16 protein-coding genes and 2 pseudogenes are annotated in these 19,593 nt (G+C 71.7%); 8 read left to right on the forward strand and 10 right to left on the reverse strand.

What is annotated here, in order from left to right; translation table 11 throughout:
* Nucleotides 1-14: 14 nt before the first annotated feature.
* A complete protein-coding gene (locus QF035_RS07785) occupies nt 15-1,373 on the forward strand; it encodes a GH1 family beta-glucosidase (RefSeq protein WP_307519181.1) in 1,359 nt (452 codons plus the stop codon).
* Between the two features lie 27 nt (nt 1,374-1,400).
* On the opposite strand, the gene QF035_RS07790 is transcribed toward QF035_RS07785, so the two are convergent.
* Complete coding sequence (locus QF035_RS07790; RefSeq protein ID WP_307519182.1) at nt 1,401-2,372, reverse strand: phosphotransferase family protein; 972 nt, start codon at nt 2,370-2,372, stop codon at nt 1,401-1,403.
* Nucleotides 2,373-2,446: 74 nt separating this feature from the next.
* A complete protein-coding gene (locus QF035_RS07795; protein WP_307519183.1) occupies nt 2,447-5,620 on the reverse strand; it encodes a cytochrome P450 in 3,174 nt (1,057 codons plus the stop codon).
* 266 nt (nt 5,621-5,886) lie between these two features.
* Between QF035_RS07795 and QF035_RS07800 the strand changes: the two genes are divergently transcribed.
* Both QF035_RS07800 and QF035_RS07805 read left to right on the forward strand, forming a co-directional pair.
* Entirely contained in the window at nt 5,887-6,273 is a 387-nt protein-coding gene (locus tag QF035_RS07800) for a hypothetical protein (protein WP_307519184.1), read from the forward strand.
* Nucleotides 6,274-6,275: 2 nt separating this feature from the next.
* Nucleotides 6,276-6,905 (forward strand): annotated as a pseudogene (locus tag QF035_RS07805) (PAS domain S-box protein); the annotation flags it as partial.
* Here QF035_RS07805 and QF035_RS07810 read toward each other — a convergent pair.
* Nucleotides 6,866-7,807, reverse strand: a complete 942-nt coding sequence (locus QF035_RS07810) for a DUF3626 domain-containing protein (RefSeq protein WP_307519185.1) — start codon at nt 7,805-7,807, stop codon at nt 6,866-6,868. The pseudogene QF035_RS07805 and the gene QF035_RS07810 sit on opposite strands and share 40 nt — an antisense overlap.
* 97 nt (nt 7,808-7,904) lie before the next feature.
* On the opposite strand from QF035_RS07810, the gene QF035_RS07815 reads away from it, so the two are divergent.
* The 3 genes from QF035_RS07815 (at nt 7,905) to QF035_RS07825 (ending at nt 10,966) form a co-directional block, all read left to right on the forward strand.
* On the forward strand, nt 7,905-8,399 hold the full coding sequence (locus QF035_RS07815; protein ID WP_307519187.1) for an FBP domain-containing protein: 495 nt from the start codon (nt 7,905-7,907) through the stop codon (nt 8,397-8,399).
* 152 nt (nt 8,400-8,551) lie between these two features.
* Nucleotides 8,552-9,799 carry an FUSC family protein gene (locus QF035_RS07820; protein ID WP_307519189.1) on the forward strand — a complete coding sequence of 416 codons (1,248 nt, stop codon included), beginning with the start codon at nt 8,552-8,554 and terminating at the stop codon, nt 9,797-9,799.
* Nucleotides 9,800-9,895: 96 nt separating this feature from the next.
* The gene (locus QF035_RS07825; protein WP_307519191.1) at nt 9,896-10,966 is read left to right on the forward strand and encodes a hypothetical protein; all 1,071 of its coding nucleotides are present in this window, start codon (nt 9,896-9,898) and stop codon (nt 10,964-10,966) included.
* A gap of 33 nt (nt 10,967-10,999) precedes the next feature.
* Here QF035_RS07825 and QF035_RS07830 read toward each other — a convergent pair whose 3' ends face one another.
* Together QF035_RS07830 and QF035_RS07835 are read right to left on the reverse strand one after the other, a co-directional pair.
* The gene (locus QF035_RS07830) at nt 11,000-11,725 is read right to left on the reverse strand and encodes a DUF2470 domain-containing protein (protein ID WP_307519193.1); all 726 of its coding nucleotides are present in this window, start codon (nt 11,723-11,725) and stop codon (nt 11,000-11,002) included.
* A 97-nt stretch (nt 11,726-11,822) separates the two neighbouring features.
* Nucleotides 11,823-12,431, reverse strand: a complete 609-nt coding sequence (locus QF035_RS07835; RefSeq protein WP_307519195.1) for a TetR/AcrR family transcriptional regulator — start codon at nt 12,429-12,431, stop codon at nt 11,823-11,825.
* A 108-nt stretch (nt 12,432-12,539) separates the two neighbouring features.
* On the opposite strand from QF035_RS07835, the gene QF035_RS07840 reads away from it, so the two are divergent.
* Entirely contained in the window at nt 12,540-14,063 is a 1,524-nt protein-coding gene (locus QF035_RS07840; protein WP_307519196.1) for a cytochrome P450, read from the forward strand.
* Here the strand turns inward: QF035_RS07840 and QF035_RS07845 are convergent.
* Nucleotides 14,031-14,870 (reverse strand): pentapeptide repeat-containing protein, encoded by an 840-nt coding sequence (locus QF035_RS07845; RefSeq protein ID WP_307519197.1) that lies wholly within the window; start codon nt 14,868-14,870, stop codon nt 14,031-14,033. The genes QF035_RS07840 and QF035_RS07845 overlap by 33 nt on opposite strands.
* Before the next feature lie 217 nt (nt 14,871-15,087).
* On the opposite strand from QF035_RS07845, the gene QF035_RS07850 reads away from it, so the two are divergent.
* Nucleotides 15,088-15,285, forward strand: coding sequence for a DUF5999 family protein (locus tag QF035_RS07850; protein WP_143634823.1), 198 nt, complete (start codon nt 15,088-15,090; stop codon nt 15,283-15,285).
* Nucleotides 15,286-15,298: 13 nt separating this feature from the next.
* Here QF035_RS07850 and QF035_RS07855 read toward each other — a convergent pair.
* The 4 genes and pseudogenes from QF035_RS07855 to QF035_RS07870 all read right to left on the reverse strand — a co-directional run bounded on the left by QF035_RS07855 (nt 15,299) and on the right by QF035_RS07870 (nt 19,571).
* Nucleotides 15,299-16,265: pseudogene (locus tag QF035_RS07855) on the reverse strand (sigma-70 family RNA polymerase sigma factor).
* Nucleotides 16,262-16,996: a PIG-L deacetylase family protein gene (locus tag QF035_RS07860; RefSeq protein ID WP_307519198.1), complete on the reverse strand. Its 735-nt coding sequence runs from the start codon at nt 16,994-16,996 to the stop codon at nt 16,262-16,264. The pseudogene QF035_RS07855 and the gene QF035_RS07860 overlap by 4 nt, the downstream one beginning before the upstream one ends.
* A 109-nt stretch (nt 16,997-17,105) precedes the next feature.
* Nucleotides 17,106-18,407, reverse strand: coding sequence for an alpha/beta fold hydrolase (locus tag QF035_RS07865; RefSeq protein ID WP_307519199.1), 1,302 nt, complete (start codon nt 18,405-18,407; stop codon nt 17,106-17,108).
* A 138-nt stretch (nt 18,408-18,545) separates the two neighbouring features.
* Nucleotides 18,546-19,571: a LacI family DNA-binding transcriptional regulator gene (locus tag QF035_RS07870; protein WP_189844215.1), complete on the reverse strand. Its 1,026-nt coding sequence runs from the start codon at nt 19,569-19,571 to the stop codon at nt 18,546-18,548.
* Between the last annotated feature and the right edge of the window lie 22 nt (nt 19,572-19,593).

The following is a 19,593-nucleotide window of genomic DNA, read 5'->3' on the forward strand; positions in this document are numbered from 1 at the left end:
CCGAAAGGACTTCTGTGACCATCGACCTCGCCGCGCTCCCCCAGGACTTCGTGTGGGGGACGGCCACGTCGGCGTACCAGATCGAGGGTGCCGTCGCCGAGGACGGCCGCTCGCCCTCCATCTGGGACACCTTCTCGCACACACCGGGAAAGGTGGACGGCGACGACCACGGGGACGTCGCCTGCGACCACTACCACCGGTGGCGCGAGGACATCGCCCTGATGAAGGAGCTGGGCACCAACGCGTACCGGCTGTCGGTCGCCTGGCCGCGCGTCGTGCCGGGCGGCGACGGCCCGGTGAACGCCAAGGGCCTCGACTTCTACGACTCGCTGGTCGACGGCCTGCTGGAGGCGGGCATCACACCGTCGGTGACCCTCTACCACTGGGACCTGCCGCAGGTGCTCCAGGACCGGGGCGGCTGGCCCGAGCGCGACACGGCGTACCACCTGGCGGCGTACGCGACGGCCGTCGCCGAGCGCCTCGGCGACCGGGTCAAGCACTGGACGACCCTAAACGAGCCGCTGTGCTCCGCGTGGATCGGCCATCTGGAGGGGCGGATGGCTCCCGGCCTTACGGACCTCACGGCGGCCGTCCGCACCTCGTACCACCTGCTGCTCGGCCACGGCCTGGCCACCCAGGCGATCCGCGCCGCGGCCCCGGGCGCCGAGGTCGGCATCGTCAACAACCTCTCCAGCATCGAGCCCGCCACCGACCGCCCCGAGGACATCGCGGCGGCCAGGCGCCTGGACGGCCACACCAACCGCTGGTGGCTCGACCCGGTGCACGGCCGCGGCTTCCCGGCGGACATGCGTGAGGTATATGGGGTCGAACTCCCCGAGCGGGCAGGCGACTTGGCGACCATCGCCCAGCCCCTGGACTGGCTGGGCCTCAACTACTACTTCCCGTCGGCCGTCGTCGACGACCCCGACGGGCCGGCCCCCTTCGCCCAGTCGGTCCGCCGGCCGGGCGTGCCGCGCACGGGCATGGACTGGGAGGTCGACGCGACCGGAATCGAGAGCCTGCTGCTGCGCCTCACCGACGACTACGGCGCCCGGCGGCTGTACGTCACCGAGAACGGCTCCGCCTACCCGGACGTCGTCCGCGCCGACGGCACGGTCGACGACCCCGAGCGCACCCTGTACCTGGAACAGCATCTGGCGGCCTGCGCGTCGGCCGTCCGCAAGGGGGCTCCCCTTGCGGGCTACTTCGCCTGGTCGCTGCTGGACAACTTCGAGTGGGCGTACGGCTACGACAAGCGTTTCGGGCTCGTGCACGTCGACTACCGCACACAGCGCCGCACCGTGAAGGGCAGCGGGCGACGGTACGCGGAGATCATCCAGGAGCACGGCGGGAGGGCGCGAAAGGCGGCCTGAGGCTCACCGGCCGAGCTCGTCCGCGGCTCACTGGCCGAGTTCGTCCAGGGCCGCGGTGAGTTCCGGGGCGACGCGTTCCCTGACCCAGGCGACCTGCTCGTCCCCGGCGCCACGCGGGACGGTCTCGATGAGCATGATCAGGTAGAGATAGCTGCGGTAGAGGGCGAGGCGCTGACGGGCCGAGTCGGTGAACTCGGCTCGTCCGCCCGCCTCTTGATAACCCGTCAGGAAGCCGTGGTCCTTCCTGATGTCACCGAGGAGCGCCAGGGAGACGAAGTCCGCGAGCGGGTCTCCCCAGAACATGCGCTCGCCGTCGATCAGTCCGCCGATCCTGGGCGCGCCGCCGCCTTCCGGGCGGTCGACCAGGATGTTCCCCTGCCACAGATCGAAGTGCACCAGGCGCGGGTCCGTGACCTCGTCCAGGGCGTCGTACGCCGTCTTGGCCGCGCGGGCCACCTCGTCCACCGGGCGCGGCAGCCAGGCCTCATACCGGCGGGCGTCGTCCAGGACGGCGCCGTAGATGGCGGTGAAGGCAGTACGCCAGTCGGCGGACAGGGGCCCGAGAGCCCCGGACGGGTAGCCGAAGCCGGGCCCCGTCACCTGGTGGAGCCGGGCCACATGCCGCCCCAACTCCCGGCGCAACAGCGTCTGTTCGGCGTCCGAGTAGGCGTCGCCCCAACCGTCACCCGGGCAGACCGTCATCAGGAGGTGGCAGCCCTCGGACGCGTCCAGGCAGACGTGCACGACTCGCGGCGCGGGCACGTCGACCGTGACGGCGGCGCGGTAGAACTCCGCCTCCGAGACGAGGAGTTCGCGTTCGTGGCTCATGCCGGGGACGGTCGGCGGTGGCGGGATCTTCAGCATGTGCCGGCTGCCGTTGGTGAGGCGGAGCTCCTCGACGGTGTTGTACGTCCCGCCGCTCATCGGACGGCAGCCGGCGAGGCTACCGGGCGGAAATCCGGCCGCCTCCAGGATCCGTCGGGCCCGCTCCTCCGACATTCCGCCCCACCCCGTTCTCGTCGTTGTACCGCTCGGTGTCGCGTCGCCCGGTCGGCGATCCGCCGCCCCGCGGCTCACCCGGCCGCGTAGACGTCCTCCACATAGCGGCCCGCCGCGATCAGCTCGTCGAGCCACCGCTCGCAGGCCGCGTCGTCGGCGTCCTGCGTACGGTCCCGGTACAGGGTACGGAAGGCGTCGCGCACCCCGGGTGCCATGCGTGAACCGTCGCCGCAGACGTAGACACGGGCACCGGAGTTCAGCAGGTCCCACACCTCGTCCGCCTCGGCGGCGATCCGGTGCTGGACGAAGGCCGCGCCGTCGACGGGGGCCGCGCGGAAGGCAGGACGCAGGGAGACGGCTCCGGCTGCCTCGGCGGCACGGAGTTCTTCGGCGTGCAGGAAGTCGGCGTCCGGGGCGTCACAGTCGAAGTAGCAGAGAGCGGGGGCCAGTTGGCTGTTCGTCGCGGCGCGGTCCGCGATGGCTCCGCGGAAGGGGGCGAGACCCGTCCCCGCGGCCACCATGACGACCGGTGCCGAGTGGTCGACGCGGAAGGCCTCCCGGCACGGCTGGACCCGGGCGAGGACGGTGTCGCCCGGCTTGACCGCGCCCAGGTGGCCGGAGCCGGTCCCGGTGTAGATGCCGTTCCCCGAGCGGGCCGGCGCCTCCAGCAGCGAGACCATCAGGTCGGCGTGAGAGGGGTCGGTGGCGGGCGAGGACGAGATCGAGTAGGTGCGGGGGCGCAGCGGCGTGAGGATCTCTTCGAGCAGCAGCGGCCAGCTCAGTGAGCCACGCAGCGCGGGGTACGCCTCGACGAGCTCGATCAGGGTCCGCTGATCGGAGGCCTGGAGGTTGGCGAGGGCGGCCCGCTCGGGCGGGCACGGGTTGGCGGCGGCGAGCACCGCCAACCGGTCGAGGTTGGGACGCCCCTGCAACTCAACGTGGTGCGACAGTAGTTGACGTACCGTCAACGGCCGGTCCACGGCGATTCCGTCGCGCCGCGGACGGCTCGCCCGGATGTCGAGCACGGTGTCGAGGTCCACGCCGAGCGCGGCCGCTGCCCTGTCGACGAGTTCCGGCGAGTTGACGGGCAGCACGGTGAGGTGGTCGCCCGTACGGTAGGCCGTGCCGTCGGGCAGTGCCAGCCGCACGAAACGCTTCGTCCGCGGGTGCCCGGGGGCGGTGAGGTCGTAGGCCTCGGTGACCGTCATGGGGACGAGACCGTGCCGGGCGGCGACCGCGTCGAGGGGGCCACCGGTCAGCGTACGGACCTGGTAGGTCGCCGCTGTGTCCTCCAGTGCGGTGGTGTCCGTGGCGTCGGGGTCGCCGTACTTCTCCAGCAGGGCCGTGCGCAGCTCGGCGGTGAAGCCGCGGACGGTTCCGCCGAGGTCGCCCGAGGCGTCGGCGGCCGTGCGGTCCAGGAGCCGGGTGCCGCCCAGTTCGGCCAGCCGGTCGTCGATGCGGGTCGGGAAGGGCTGGTAGGTGGCGGCCCAGTTGCGGTCGCCGACGCCCAGGACTGCGTATGTCAGGTCGGCGGCGGCCGGGGCCTCGTCGAGCCAGGCGGCGAAGGCGGTGGCGTCGTCGGTGGGCCGGCCGTTGTAGGAGGCCGCGGTGATGACGACGGGGCGGTCGGCGGGCAGACCGTCGGCGTACTTGTCCAGCGCCGCCACCTCGGTCTCGCACCCCAACGCGGCTGCCTCGTCGGCCAGTTGGGCGGCGAACTCGCGACAGGTCCCGTAGTTGCTGCCGTGCAGGAAGAGCGCCCGGGTGCCGGGGCGCACCCTGGCGGGCAGCGCCTTCTCGTCGGCCACGACGTCCTGTTGCCGTGCGGAGCCCGGGAGTTGGGCGTGCTCCCGGTCGGCCGTCGTGCGCGGGGTGAGCGCGAGCGTGAAGCCGTCGGGCTTGAGCGTCAGCGTCTCCTTGACCGTGAGCCGGTAGTCGGCGTGGTCGTGCAGCCGGTAGCGGTGGACGATCATCGCAAGCAGCATGGTCGCCTCGTGGAGCGCGAACTGCCGTCCGATACAGGCGCGTTCACCGGTGCCGAACGGCTTGAACGCGTGCGGGGAGCGCGTGGCCTCCGCCTCCGGTGTGAAGCGCGAGGGGTCGAACAGCTCAGGGTTGTCGCCCCACACCGGCTGCCGGTGCAGCATCGGAGCGAGCACCATGACGCCCTGCCCGGCACGCACCGGGATCCGCCCGCCGAGGAGGGTGTCCTCACGTGCGTGCCGGCCGAACACTGCGGCCGTCGGCCACAGCCGCAGCGCCTCGTTGAGCACCTGCCGGGTGTACGCGAGCTGCCCGACCTCGTCGAACGTCGGCTCGGGGTCGGCCGTGTCGCCCCACATCGCGTCCACCTCGCGCTGTACGAGCTGCAGGACGGCTGGGTGCTTGGCGAGGTAGTAGAGGGCGAACGACGTGGCGCCGGACGTGGTCTCGTGGCCCGCGATCAGGAAGGTGATCACCTGGTTGCGGATGTTGGCGGTGTCCAGCTTGGTGCCGTCGACGGGGTGCTCGGCCGAGAGCATGAGGCCGAGCAGGTCCTCGGCAGTGCCTTCTCCTTCGGAGACCCGGGCCTCGATCACGTCGTCGACCACCTGCGCCAGGTAGTCGGAGTCGCCCTGGAAGGCCGCGTCCGCAACGGAGTGGTCCTGGCCGGGGAGGCGGCTCAGCCTGGTCATGCTCCACTCCAGACACCTGACCATGGCCTCGACGAACGGATGCGGCTCGTCCCGCTCGAAGGACCCGAAGTCGTAGCCGAACCCGGCAAGGCCGATGGTGTCGAGCGTCATCCGCGTCATGTCGTCGGGAACGTTCACCGGAGCACCGTCGCGGGCCCCGCGGTCCCACGAGTCGATCAGCCTGCGCGCCACCTTCAGCATCACCGGGTGATACGTCCGCATCGACCCGAGCGCGAAGGCCGGCATCAGGATGTCGTGCGCCTTGGCCCAGTTCGGCTCGTCGTTGTACGCCGTGAAGAGCCCGTCCGCGGCGAACTCCCGCACGTTCTCCAGAGCGGGCCCGACATGCTTGGCGAACCGCGTCTCGTCGGCGAGGTCGGTCACCAGTTCAAGGTCACTCACGAACAGGGTGTCCCGCCCGTGCAGCCGCCGCACGAGCACCGGCCCGTGGGCCCGGCTCAACTCCATGACCTGCTGCAGTGGGGTGCGGCCAGGCCCGACGGCGGAAATGTCGACGACAGGAACACCATCAAGGGTCCCGACAACATGCGGATGCGACACGCTGGGGGTCATGACGCGACAACTGCCTTTCGTGGTACGGAAGTCACGGCCGTCCCAGCTTCAACCAGCCCTCGGGACCCTTCGCGCCACAGGGCTACATGATCGTGCATTACTTTTCGGCGGACAGGGCTTGCGGCTGGGCGGCTTTTAGGGGCGCGGGGCTGTGTCACTGTGCGGCTCCGCCGCGTGGGCGCGATCAGCCACAGCGGACCCGCACCCGAATCACAACGCCCAGCCGTCTCCCCCGCCGAACAAGCGGAGCGCATAGGCTCCGCCACATGGAACAGAGCGAGATCATCCTGCGAGCCATCGGCGTCCTGACCGAGACCCAGGAGATGGTGCGCAGGCTCAACGAGGACGTCGAGGTCGACATAGACGCCGGAGAGGCACAGCTCGGCAGGCTGGTGACCGAGGTGTTCCCGGCGGTCGAGGTCCCCGGCGACGCGACCCCGGCAGAGGCGGGTCAGGCCGTCATCGACGCCCTGATGCCCGCGGCGATCTCCCTGGTCGGCGCCTTCGCCTTCCTGTTCTCGGAACTCGCCGAGGTCCACGACACGGGCCGGACCGAGATCAAGAGCACCGAACTCCTGCGCACTCTCGCGCTCCGTCTGTCCAACTCGGACACTCACACGCACCCGGACGACGACAGCGACGACGACGCCTGACCATGCCCGACGTACCTCCCGAGTCCGCGGTGGTCTGGCGCAACCGGGCCATGGCCCTCTTCGACCGCATCCCCATGCCGATCGCGGTGTGCGACGTCTACGGGACGATCGTCCTGGCCAACCCGGCGATGGCGGCGGAACGGGGTGCGACTCCGGGCGGCCTCCGCGGCCGGGACGTACTGGATCTCTTCCAGCCCCAGCAGGCGACACAGGTGGAGCGCATCGCCGAGGCGCTGCGTCTGCGCCACCGCTCGCGCTACCAGATCTCGGTCCGCTGGCGGACCCCCGGCGGCACCGAGCGGTACGGGGAGCTGACCGCCGACCCGGTCAGTGACACCGTCGACGCGACCACCAACCTGCTCGTCCTGCTACGCGTGCTCGGCGAGCACGAACCGCACACGCCGACGCCGGCTCCCGCCGAGCCGCCGGCCACTCCGGCCGAGGCCCGCATCCTGGCCCTGCTCGCCGGCGGTGCGACCACCGCGCACGCCGCCCGCGAGACGGGCCTCACCGTGGACGGCGTCAACTACCACCTGCGCCGCCTCACCCGCCGCTGGAACGCGGCCAACCGCACGGAACTCGTCGCCCGCGCCTACGCCCTGGGCGTGCTCACCCCCGGCACCTGGCCGCCGACCACCGCTCCCCTCGACCAGCGAGCCGCCCGGCCCGCCGACTCGCTCGTCGAGGCGGTTCGTCCGGCGGGCGCCCCGAACCTGGCCAGGCAGTGCCACACCTTCTTCAGGTCCTGCGGGTCGTGACGCCCGGTGCGCGCCGCATCCCCGATGACCCGCGGGTCGAGGTGCCCGTCCTCGGCGATCCGCGCCCCCAGCTCGACGTACCGCGGACCGCGGTAGTCCGGGTGGCGGCGCAACTCCTCGACGGAGAGCCGGTACCCGGGGTGCCATTCGACCGGGCAGGGCAGCCGCCGGGCCGCGGCCTCGACGGGGGTGCCGCGGTAGCAGGGGTCCAGGACCAGCGCTTCCATGTCCCGGTCCAGGGCGACCCGTCCGTGCACCTGCGCCTCGATGTAGTCGTCGAGGGCGTCCCGGTCGTCCGCCTCGGCCAGGACGATGAGGGGCATCCCGTCGGCGACCCCGAACGCCGTGGGATCGACGGAGCTGTCCGGATAGCAGAACGTGGCGCGCCACAGCGCGTCCGAGGCCAGCCGGAAGTGTGCGGAGCCGAATCTCGGTGCGGCGCCGACCACTTGGTGCCGGAAGTTCAGCGCGCCGTACACCGGCCGCTCGTGCGGGGCCGCCGCGTCGTACGCCCCGCCGAACATCCGGCTCTCCCAGCGCCATCGGTCGCCGCCCGGATGCGCCGTCAGCCCGCCGTTGCTGGTGCCCGTGACGAACTGCGAGTGGTACGTGCCGTCCTCGGCCAGCGCCTCCAGGATCGGGCGCCCGCGCACCAGGCGGTCCGGGTGCAGATTCAGGGTCAGCCGGAGCGCCGGGTCGAGGGCGGGGCCGGACGACAGCGCCGCGACGTGGCGCAGGGCCCGCGCACGCGGTGAGTGGGTGTCCCCGAAATTCACTGGATCTCCCTCGACTCGGCTACTTACCCTAGGCCAGAACCTAGTCCCCCTAGGTTTGGACATCGCCGGTCACGATTCGCCAGGAGAACCCTTCACGATGAGACCACTCACCGAGCAGGACATCCGCAACTCATTTGTCAACTGCTCCAAGGGCGAGGCCAAACGGCTGGCGGTACCGCGCGATCTGGCCGAACAGCCGTGGGACGACCTGGACTTCCTGGGCTGGCGAGATCCCGGAGCGCCCGATCGCAGCTGTCTGGTGACCGAGCGGGCGGGCCGGCTCACCGGTGTGACCCTGCGCTTTCCCTCCAGGCAACGGGGCTTCCTGCACCGCAGCATGTGCTCGGTCTGCCTGACGACCCACCCGGGCAACGGCGTCTCCCTGATGACGGCACGCAAGGCGGGCACGGCCGGCCGCGAGGGCAACTCGGTCGGCATCTACATGTGCGCCGACCTCGCCTGCTCCCTGTACGTACGCGGCAAGAAGGAACTCAACTCCGGGTCCCGCATCGAGGAGAGCCTCACCCTGGAGCAGCAGATCGCCCGCGCCACCGGCCATCTGTCGGCCTTCCTGGACCATCTGTACGCCTGACGGACCGCGCCGCCTGGCCGTAACGGCCGTGGTCAACGCGTTCTCGGCCGTGTCAGACTGGCCGCTCGGCCTGTGCCTCCTTGCCGTCGTCTCGGGTGAGCTGCGCCGTATGGACGAGTTCGGTGCGGCTGTGGAACGGGAAGTGCCCAAGGATGCGAGATGTACGTGAGGCGTGGGCCGCGGGCAGTGCCCGGGTCGCGAAGTGGCGCCAGGAGCCGGTGATCGTCCAGACGGTCCGCTCTGCGGCGGCCGCGACGATCGCGTACGTGGTCGCGCTGCGGTTCAGTCCCGAGGCCGCCCCTCTCACCGCTCCCCTGACCGCGCTCCTCGTCGTCCAGGTCACGCTCTACGCCACCCTCACGACCGGCATACGCCGCGTCAACTCCGTGGTGGCGGGCGTCCTCGTCGCCATCGTCTTCAGCGCGCTCGTGGGGCTGACCTGGTGGAGTCTGGGGCTGCTCATCCTCGCCTCGCTGGCCGTCGGGCACCTGGTGCGGGTCAGCGAGTTCGTGCCCGAGGTGGCGATCAGCGCCATGCTGGTCCTCGGCGTCACCCGGGTCGGCGACACGGCCTGGGCGCGGATCCTGGAGACGCTGATCGGCGCTCTGGTGGGGTTCGGCTGCAATCTGCTGTTCGCTCCCCCGGTGTGGGTCGGCGCGGCCGGCGAGTCCATCGAGGATCTGGCGCGCCGGATGCGGCAGTTGCTGCTGCGCGTCGGCGAGGAGGCCGCCGGCCGCACACCGGTGGCGGTCGCGGCGGCGCGGCTCCACGAGGCACGGGAACTCGACCACGACATCGTCGAGGTGGACGCGGCCCTCAAACAGGCCGAGGACAGCCTGCGGCTCAATCCGCGTGTACGGGAGGGACTGCTGCACCGGGTCGTGCTGCGCACCGGCCTCGACACGCTGGAGATCTGCACGGTGGTGCTGCGGGTCCTCGCGCGCACCCTCACGGACCTCGCCAAGGAGCGTGCGCCGGAGCCGTTGTTCGAGGCGGAGATCGGGGCGACCCTGGAGCAGTTGCTCGCCGAGGTGGGTGACGCCGTGGTCAGTTTCGCCGTCCTCGTCACCACCGATGTCAGTCACAGCGCGGAGTCTGCGGAGTCCCGGCTCGCCTCCGAGCTCGTCGCCGCGACCGCCACCCGCGACAAGCTGGGCCAGCTCCTCCTGGAGGAGGTCCAGCGGGACGCCCGGCAGTGGCAGTTGCACGGGGCCGTCCTCACCGAGGTCACCCGGATACTCGACGAACTCGACATGGAGCACCGCTCGCGCCGGCTCCTGGAGGAGCTGGACCGCTGTACGCGGGAACAGCGCGAGCGCATGCCCCGCCTGGACCGCCTCCGCCGACGGCTGCGCTCCGCACGGCGGAACCGTACCGCCCCCTCACGTCGTACTACGTGACGTGCTGCGCGCCGCACGACGTCCCTCCCGACGAGGGACGTACGAGCACGGTGATCGCAGAACGACATGTCCACATGACGACAAAGGGAGTTACGGATGGCCGACGGCACCGTGCGGATCGACGGGAACTCACTGCGACTGGCGGGCGGTGTGCAGGTCCGGTTCATCCGTACCCTGCGTCTGCCCGAGACGGGCACGCACCCCTTGCCCCCGGGGCTCGGCGAGTTCCCGCTGCGGCGCGTGGAGGACTACCCGGAGACGGTGCCCGCCGAGTGGCTGGCGCGCGGCGGGGTGATGCTGCCGGTCTATCTGCGCGAGGCGATGTGGCTGAGCTTCGGCGGTACGTCGGAACCGGCCGCTCTCCAGGTGGGCGTCGGGAAGGTGTGCGCGGTCTCCGGCAAGCCGTGGAGCCCCCGGCCGGCGCGGAATCCGCAGAACTACGTGGTCCTGCCCCGCCAGCCGTGGCTCGACGGCATCAACTCCGGGAAGGGCACGGTCCGTCAGTTCGTGGCGGTCCCGCTCGGTCTCGGTGCCACGGTCGAGGGCCAGGTCACCGGCGAGGAGGTGTGGGGCGGCGTACAGCTGCAGTCGTTCCCGCTGAACGACACCGCCCTGCACGCCTGGCGTGAGGAGCAGCGCCGGCTGGCGGAGGCGGCGGAGCAGCGCCGCAGGAGCGCCGAGGCGGCCGGCTACGGCGCGGCGATGCCCATGGCGCCCGGTTCCGCGCCCCAGTGGGGCGCTCCCGCTCCGGCTCCGGCGGCGGCGGGCAGTGCGCCGCGGGCCGCGGCGGCGATGGGTCTCGGCGTCGGCGGTTCGATGCGCCAGGAGGTCTACAAGGACGATCGTCCGCTGTCGGACTGGGCGACCACGGCGGCCGGCCGTGTCTTCGTCCACCTCGTGACGCCGCCCGAGTGGCGCCGCATCACGGGCGAGGCGCCCCCGCCGTCGCCCGTCGACCGCGCGGCCTACACCAGGGCCGGACTGCCCTGGTTCGACTACTACGACCAGGACGCCGCGGACCTCGATCCCACGGACGCGCTCGGCGAGGTCAAGCCGGTCGGCGACTGGCTCGGCGACGACCACACGCCGTGGCAGCCGCCGTCGCCCCAGCAGGTCAAGCCGCTGGGAGACGCGCCGGGCAAGCCCGTCGTGGACGGCGAGTGGTGACAGCGGCTCCGGCCCGCGGCCGGAGTGTTCACCTCACCCGTCGCCCTCCGTGCGCTGCCGCTGCAGCGCACGCGGGCAGCTCGCGCTGCTCGCCTGTGTGAGCAGGACGTGCATGCGCTCGGTGAGCTGTCCGACGTTGTCGGCGGGCCGGTGGAAGGGCAGCCGTACGTCGCCGTGGCCGCGCGCACGCTCGATGCGCAGCGTCAGTCCGTGCCGGTCGACGGCGAGCGGCTGTACGCGCACGGCGCCGTGCAGGCTGTCCGGTTCGACGAGACGGGTCAGCCGCTCGACCGCGTCCGGGTGGGCGTCGGCGAGGTGCGTGAGGAGCTGCGCCTCCGCGAGGACCAGCGGGTCGGGTTCGGCGACGGCGAACTCGTCGAGGTCGACGACGACCGCCCCGCCGGGCTCGCGGAGCACGGCGCGCGTGGTGTGGAACGCCAAGTGCCCTTCCTCGGGCGCGAACCAGCCGGCCATCCAGAGCCTGGCGCGGATCCGGTGCCGTACGGGGACGGGCGCCACGTCGGCGAACTCGAGGACGGCGGACGGCTCTCCGCGCGGTGCGCAGATCGCGGCCGCGGCGAGCGTACTGTCGTCCGGCAGGTGCAGCAGCACCCGGCCGTCCTCAGCGACGGTGTGCACGCCGATGAACTCCTCCCGACCGCCCTCCGCGGTCACCGCGCAGGACCATGCCGCGGCGAGCACCGAGCGGGCACGCTGTGCCGTGGCCGGCGCGGCCGTCCAGCTGTGACGGTCACCCATCCCAAACCTCCCTTAGGTAAGCCTTGCCTAACCTATCGAAGTTCGGGGTCTACGCCAACCACGCGGCACCGGTCGTCACACCTTGGTGACGGGGAATTCACGGAGCGATGGCACCCAACAGCGCCCGTGCGCACAGGTCGCGCACCTGATCCCGGGACAGGCCGGGCTCCTTGAGCCACTCCAGACAGGCCGCCGCCATGAAGGCGAGCCAGCCCCGCACGGCGATCCGCAGCGCCGGCAGGTCCTCCTCGGTCCAGGCGGTCTCCGGGTCCGCCGCGAGCGCCTCCAGGATCTGCCGCTGCTGCGCGGCGAGCGTCTCGCGGTACACCCTGCGCACGGCCTGGTCCCCCGCCGCCTCGGCGCGATGGAAGGCACGGAAGCCGTGCGCGTGCGCCTGGACGTACTCCAGGAAGGTGTCGAGCCCGGCGTCGATCTGCTCACGCACCGGCACACCGGGCACGGCGGCGGTGACCCGCAGCATCCGCCTGCTCTCGCGCTCCACGACGGCAGCGAAGAAGTCCCGCTTGGTCGGGAAGTAGTGGTACAGCAACCCGCGTGAGACGCCCGCGAGTTCGGCGACCTGCTCGATCCAGACGTCCTCGTACGGGCTCTCCGAGAACAGCCGCGCCCCGACCGAGAGCAACTGCTCACGGCGCTCCTCGGTGCTCAGCCGACGGCGTGTGCGCTCCCCCTCGTTGGCGGCCATGTCCGCACCTTACTTGACGTCGGTTCAACAGCGGGATCACACTGACAGTCGCTATTGAATCCGCGTACAACAAGCCCAACCGGCGGTCGGCACAAGGGAGATGGCGTGATGGCGGGGACGACGAGGAGCACGCTGCCGAAGGGGTTCCGCAGTGCCGAGCTGGGCTGGCCCGAGCTGCACCGCATCCCGCGCCCGCCGCACCGCGTGCCGTTGGTCGGTGACGTCGTCGGCGTCAACCTCCGCACCCCGTTGCAGGATTCGCTGCGCGTCGGGCGACAGCTCGGGCCGATCTTCCGGCGCAAGGGGTTCGGCAAGGAGATCGTCTTCGTGTGGGGCGCGAAGCTCTCGGGCGAGATGGCGGACGAGTCGCGGTTCGCCAAGCACGTGGGGCTGGGGGTCGCCAACCTGCGGCCGGTCGCCGGGGACGGCCTGTTCACCGCGTACAACCACGAGCCCAACTGGCAACTGGCGCACGACGTGCTGGCGCCCGGCTTCAGCCGCGACGCGATGGAGAGCTACCACGCGATGATGCTGGAGGTGACGGGCCGGCTGACGGACCGCTGGGACGGCGAGCGGGCGGCGGGACGGCCCGTCGACGTGCCCGGCGACATGACCAAGCTGACGCTGGAGACGATCGCCCGCACCGGCTTCGGCCACGACTTCGGTTCGTTCGAGCGCACCCGGCCGCACCCCTTCGTCACGGCCATGGTGGGCGCCCTGATGTACGCGCAGCGGCTCAACGTCGTCCCCGTGCCACTGGCCCCGGTCCTGATGCGCTCCGCCACCCGCCGCAACGACGCCGACGTGGCGTACCTCAACCGCACGGTCGACGACGTGGTCGAGGCCCGCATCAACGGGCCTGCCGGGGATGGCGACCTGCTGGACCGGATGCTGGACACGGCCCACCCCGAGACGGGCGAGCGCCTCACTCCCGAGAACATCCGCCGCCAGGTCATCACCTTCCTGATCGCGGGCCACGAGACGACCTCCGGCGCGCTCTCCTTCGCGCTGCACTACCTCGCGCAGCACCCCGACATCGCCACCCGCGCCCGCGCGGAGGTCGACCGAGTCTGGGGCGACACACCCCAGCCCGCCTACGACCAGGTCGCCAGGCTCCGGTACGTACGGCGTGTGCTCGACGAGTCGCTGCGTCTGTGGCCGACGGCGCCGGCGTACGCCCGTGAGGCCAAGGAGGACACGGTCCTCGGCGGTGTCCATCCGATGCGCCGGGGCGCGTGGGCCCTGGTCCTGATCCCGCTGCTGCACCGCGACCCCGAGGTCTGGGGCGCGGACGCGGAGAGGTTCGATCCCGACCGCTTCGAGCCGGGTGCCGTACGGGCCCGGCCCGCGCACACGTTCAAGCCGTTCGGGACCGGTGCGCGGGCGTGCATCGGAAGGCAGTTCGCGCTGCACGAGGCGACGCTGGTGCTGGGGCTGCTGCTGCGCCGCTACGAGCTGCGGCCGGATCCGGCGTACCGGCTACGGGTGGCCGAGCGGCTCACGCTGATGCCGGAGGGGCTGACGCTGCACCTCGACCGCCGCTCCCCCGCGGCTCCCGCGCAGCCGGAGCTCCCGGCGGGGTCCGAGACCTCCTCGGCTTCACGGTGTCCAGTGACCGGGGCGGGTGACTGACGCCGGAAGTCTGGTGCCGGGGCCGCCCTTCGCGGCGTTGACCTGCGGCTGGGTGAGGAACAGCGCGCCGGTCAGGTCGGCGTCCGTGAGATCGGTGTCGCGCAGGTCGGCGCCGATCAGGTCCGCACTCCGCAGATCGGCGCCCGCCAGGTCGGCGGCGATGAGGTACGCGCCGCGGAGGTTGGCGCCCCTCAGGTCGGCGCCCTTGAGCCGGGCGCCCATGAGGTCGGCGCCCCGGCGCTCCTTCTTCCTGCCCCGGCCGAGACCGGCACGCGCGAGCTCACTGGCGCGCAGCAGCAGGACGTTGACGTCCTGGCGCACCGACGACACGTCCAGCTCGGCAAGCTCTTCCGGGGCCCGGCGGGTGAGCGCCTCGGTCCGGTCGAGCTCGCGGCGCAGCTCGGGGTGGATCGGGCGGGCCGCGGGCAGCTCCAACGCCTCGGTGAGGTACCGGAGAAGCTCGTGGAGCTGACGTACGACCGGGAACACGTCGAACATCAGCCGGGCCCGCTCCCCGGAGCCCGAGCGCCAGTCCGCGCCTTCGAAGGTGACCTGCGAGACCTTCTGGCCCGCGCCGAAGCAGTCGTAGACCGTGCAGCCGTTGAAGCCGCGCTGCCGCAACTCCGTGTGGATGCCGCAGCGGTTGTCCGTCCGGAGGTTCCGGCAGGGGCTTCCGGCGGCCTTGTCGATCGCGAAGTCCGCCGAGGCCGTGAAGGGCAGCGCCACACAGCACAGCCCGAAGCACTGAGCGCAGTCCGCCTTCAGTTCGGTGGGGACGGGTGCTGCGGTGCCGGTTTCGTCTTGCATGTCCTCCACCCTACGCAGCGCGCGCCTCTGCCGATCACCGGCGTCCGGGAGGCCGTTCGCCCTCCCAGGCATCCACCTCCCTCCCGGACGTCCAACTCCCTTGCGGGCAACGAACTCACCGATGAGTTTTCGGCGCCTGAGGCGTCTCTAATACAGCTGAAAACAAACTCCGCTATCACGGAGGAAAGAGCTCCTTCACAGACCCCGGAGAGACGTCATGTGCACCCACTGGCCCACGTGCCCCACCGCCGACAGCCCCGACCACCACGACGCGGTCATCGTGTCCGCCCATCCGGAACAGGGCTGGAACCTGCTGTGCAACGGCACCATCGTCTTCGACGACACCGGCGAACTCCTGCCGGACGGACGCATCGTGGGCCCGCTGCGCACGATGCGCGAGCCGGTGGCCGCCTGAGCCCGAAAGGGCCTCACGCCAGCACTCCTCCGAACTCCAGGCTCGCGAGCCGCTCCGGGTCCGACAGGATGTCCATGGCGACGATCCTCCCGTCCACGATCGTGAGCGCGGTGACCGACATCGGCTGCCCGTCGGGCGCCGTGACGACCCCCACCGCGCCGTTGATGAGCGCGGGCCTGGCGTACTCGGCGAACTGCCGGAACAGCAGCGCCTGTTCGGCCACCGCCTTGGCACCGCGGACCAGCTTCGACACCGCCGCGCCGCCGACCAGGGCGCCGGAGTCGGCGCGCAGGACGACGTCCGGGTGGAGCACCGCGACTGGGGGTCCCCCCAGCTCCTTCAGAGCCTGGGGGAGCCTGGAAGTCGCCGCCGCGCGAGGCGGCGAGGAACGCGTCGAGCACCGTCCGCTGCCTCGACAGGTCGGGGTCGGGCACCGGGGCCGCCCCCTGCACCCGCCGCCTGGCGCGGCTGGCGAGCTGACGCGTGGCGGCCGGACTGCGGTCCACGATCGGCGCGATGTCGTCGAACGGCACCGCGAACATGTCGTGCAGGACGAACGCAAGGCGCTCGGCGGGGTCGAGTGTCTCCAGGACGATGAGCAGAGCGATCCCGACCGAGTCCGCCCGCACCACCTCTTCCTCGGGGTCGAGCCGGTCGGTTCTGTCGATCCGGTCGAGCCGGTCGATCACCGGGTCCGGGACATGGGTGTCGAGGGACTCCTCGCGCCGTGAGGTCCGCGAACGCAGCATGTCCAGGCAGATCCGGCCGACCACCGTCGTCAGCCAGGCCGCCAGACTGTTGACCTGCGAGGTGTCCGAGCGGCTGAGCCTGAGCCAGGTCTCCTGGACGGCGTCGTCGGCCTCGCTGAGCGAGCCGAGCATCCGGTAGGCCACGGACCGGAGCCGGCCGCGATGGGTCTCGAAGGCCAGGGCCAGATCTTCGCTCATGGCCGTCTCCGTCTGTCGCTCGCCCTCACTCATCGGCTGAAGAGTTCGAAGGCGACCGCGGGCTTCCCGCCGAAGCGCTCGCCCGTGGTCTGCGCGTAGCCGGTGAGGAAGGAGCGTACGTACGTCTCGGGGTCCTCGTCCGTCAACACCTCGATGTAGGTGCGGTGTTCGAGCAGGGACAGGACCGCGCGCTCCATGCCGGGGGTCGCGTCCACGGCGTGCGTGGGGGTGCTGGAGCCCGCCACGGCGACCCAGCGCACTCCGTTCCAGGGTTCCAGGCCCAGCTCCGGGAAGATCCAGCGGTTGCCGGCGTCCCCGGCCGCGTCCAGGGTGGCGCGGCCCACCGCGACATGGTCGGGGGTGTTCCAGGCGACGCCACCCCAGGTGTCGCGGTGGTTGAGGGTGATGACCAACTCGGGTCGGTGCCTGCGGATCGCGGCCGCGATGTCCCGCCTCAGGGCGGTGCCGTACTCGACGACGCCGTCCTTGTGGTCGAGGAACTCCACCTCGGTGACGCCCACGACGGCCGCGCTGGCCCGCTGCTCCTGCTCGCGCAGCGGGCCGCACTTGGATGGTTCCAGGGTGTCGATGCCGGCCTCGCCTCGCGTTGCGAGGACGTAGGTGACCTCGCGGCCGCCGTCCGTCCACGATGCGATCGCCGCGGAGCAGCCGTATTCCAGGTCGTCGGGGTGGGCGACGACGGCAAGTGCGCGCTTCCAGTCCTCGGGCATGGACTTGAGCTGGTTGTTCGTCGGCTCGGTCATGGTCGTAGGTTATGCGTTTAAGTGACCATGCCGTTGGAAGTCCGCGGGCCGCATGTGGCTGGGCGCGCAGTTCCCCGCGCCCCTAAAGACACTCGCCCGCGCCCCCTCGTCAGGCCTCGTCTCGCGCCAGTTCAATCAGGCGGTCCAGGACCCGTGGGCCGCCCGCCCTTACCCCGTCGTGTTCGAACTCGTTCGTCACGTACGTGCGCAGGCCGCGGATCGTGCGGGCCGTGCTCAGGGCGTGGTCGGTGTCGACGTACATGTCGTCGTGGTAGACGGCCGCGGCGACGGGGACCTCGTTGGCGGCGAGGCGGTCGGGGTCGTACAGCGGCGCCCAGTCGGTGCGTTCGGCGAGGAGGTCGGCCGTTTCGCGGAGGGGGCGCAGGGCCGGGTCGCAGTCGAAGGTCCAGGGGTGGACGGACTCGCCGGTGAAGAGGACCGGACCGTCGCCCGCGAGGGTCTTGGCGGCGTCGAACTGCGGGAAGTCGGCGCGGACCCGCTCGGCGGACCAGGCGGTGGGGCGGTCGCCCTGGGCGTAGCAGGCCTCGTGTACCAGGGCGTACAGCGGGTGGCCGGCGTACGAGAGGAGGGACTGGACGTCCTCCTGGAAGGCGTCGGAGAGGGCCGGGCCCTGGGCGGTGCGGACGAAGGCGTTCTCCAGGAGGTAGTGCAGGCGGTGGCTGCCCTCGCTGCCGCCGAGGAGGATGCCGAGGGACTGGAAGGCCTCGACGGTGAGGCGGTAGCCGCCGTTCAGGACGGGCTCGTGCCGCAGGAGGTGCTCGGCGATGCGCCGGGCCCGCTCGACGTCCTGGGGGTAACGCGCGTAGTGGGCGGCGACCTTGCGCTCGATGCGCGGGTAGGCGGCCCGGTAGACGTCGTCGGCGTGGCCGTCGAGTGTGGGCAGGCCGCCGGTGATCAGCGCGGTGCTGAGGCCCTCGGGCGCGGTGGAGAGGTAGTGGACCGCGCAGAAGCCGCCGAAGCTCTGGCCGAGGACGGCCCAGGGGGCGCCGCCGGTGACGGCCGGGCGGATCGCTTCGCAGTCGCGGACGATGGAGTCGGCGCGGAACAGCGCGAGGTGGTCGGCCTGTTCGCGGGGGCCGCCGCGCAGCGGGAGGGTCTGCCGGTTGGCGGGCGTGGAGCTGCCGGTGCCGCGCTGGTCGAGCAGCAGGACGCGATAGTCCTCCAGGGCGCGGCCGAGCCAGGCCTGCTTGCCGACGAAACGATTCGCCCCGAAGCCTGGGCCACCCTGGAGATACACCAGCCATGGCAGGTCCTGGTCCGCCTTGTCGCTGCCGACCACTTCACGGGCGTACAGCTCGATCGTCTCCCCGGAGGGGTTGTCGTGATCGAGGGGCACGGTGAAGCGGCGGTCACTGAGGACGACACCGGGCTGACGGTAGCTGGCGCTCAAAAGGGGCTCCCGAGACGGACGGATTCCTGACCGCGAACCAGTTCAGCACAAGTTCTCCGGCGAGCCGAGCCCGGGGATCAAGAAAATCGTACTGACCGGCCGATCAGGCCGGGAACCGCCTACGTACTGAACGACCGCTCAGCGCGGCGGGAGGCTGGAGCGCCGCACCACCAGCTCCGGCTGGAGCACCACGCGCTGGTGCTCGTGCGGGGTGGGTGCGGTCTCGGCCTCGGTCTCCTCCAGGAGGAGCGAGGCGGCGAGCGCGCCCATCGTCACGGCGGGCTGCCGTACGGAGGTCAGCGGGACGGCCGCGGCGGCCGCGAACTCGATGTCGTCGTAGCCGACGATCGCGAGGTCGTCCGGGACGCTCACCCCGGCCGCGAACATGGCCTGCAGGACGCCCAGAGCGAGCAGGTCGTTGGCGCAGAACACGGCGGTCGGGCGGTCGCCGAGGCCGAGGAGGCGGGCCCCGGCGTCGCGGCCCGCGGCCACGTCGAGCCGCTCGGTGGGCAGCTCGCGCAGGCACTCCGGGCCGAGCCCCGCCTCGCCGAGCGCGTTCAGGGCGCCCGTCCGGCGGTCTCTGACCTGGTTCAGCCCGGGCGGCCCGCTCACGTACGCGATGGAGCGGTGGCCCGCGTCGATCAGATGCCGTACGGCCAGGGCGCCACCCGCCACGTCGTCGACCGACACCGAGCACTCGGTGGTGCCCTCGGCGACACGGTCGACGAGCACGAAGGGGATGCCGTGGCGGCGGAACGCCTCTATGTTGCGCCCGGTGGCGTCGGCGGGGGTCAGCAGGACGCCCCGGACGCGCTGCTCGGCGAAGAGCGACAGGTAGTCGGCCTCCTCGCCGGCGCTCTGCGCGCTGTTGCAGACCATCACGCCGAGCCCGGCCTCGCGGGCGGCCCGCTCGGCGCCGCGTGCCACGTCCACGAAGAAGGGGTTTCCCATGTCGAGCACGAGCAGGCCCATGATCCGGCTGCGTCCGGCGCGCAGCTGCCGCGCCGACTCGCTGCGGACGTAGCCGAGCCGGTCGATGGCGGAGAGCACGCGGGCGCGGGTCTCGGAGGCGACCGTGTCCGGGCGGTTGATGACGTTCGAGACCGTGCCGACGGAGACTCCGGCGACTCGTGCGACGTCCTTGATACCCACCGACTGGGCCATCAGGCGGTTACCTCCGGGGAAC

This window comes from Streptomyces umbrinus (assembly GCF_030817415.1).
GTDB lineage: Bacteria > Actinomycetota > Actinomycetes > Streptomycetales > Streptomycetaceae > Streptomyces > Streptomyces umbrinus_A.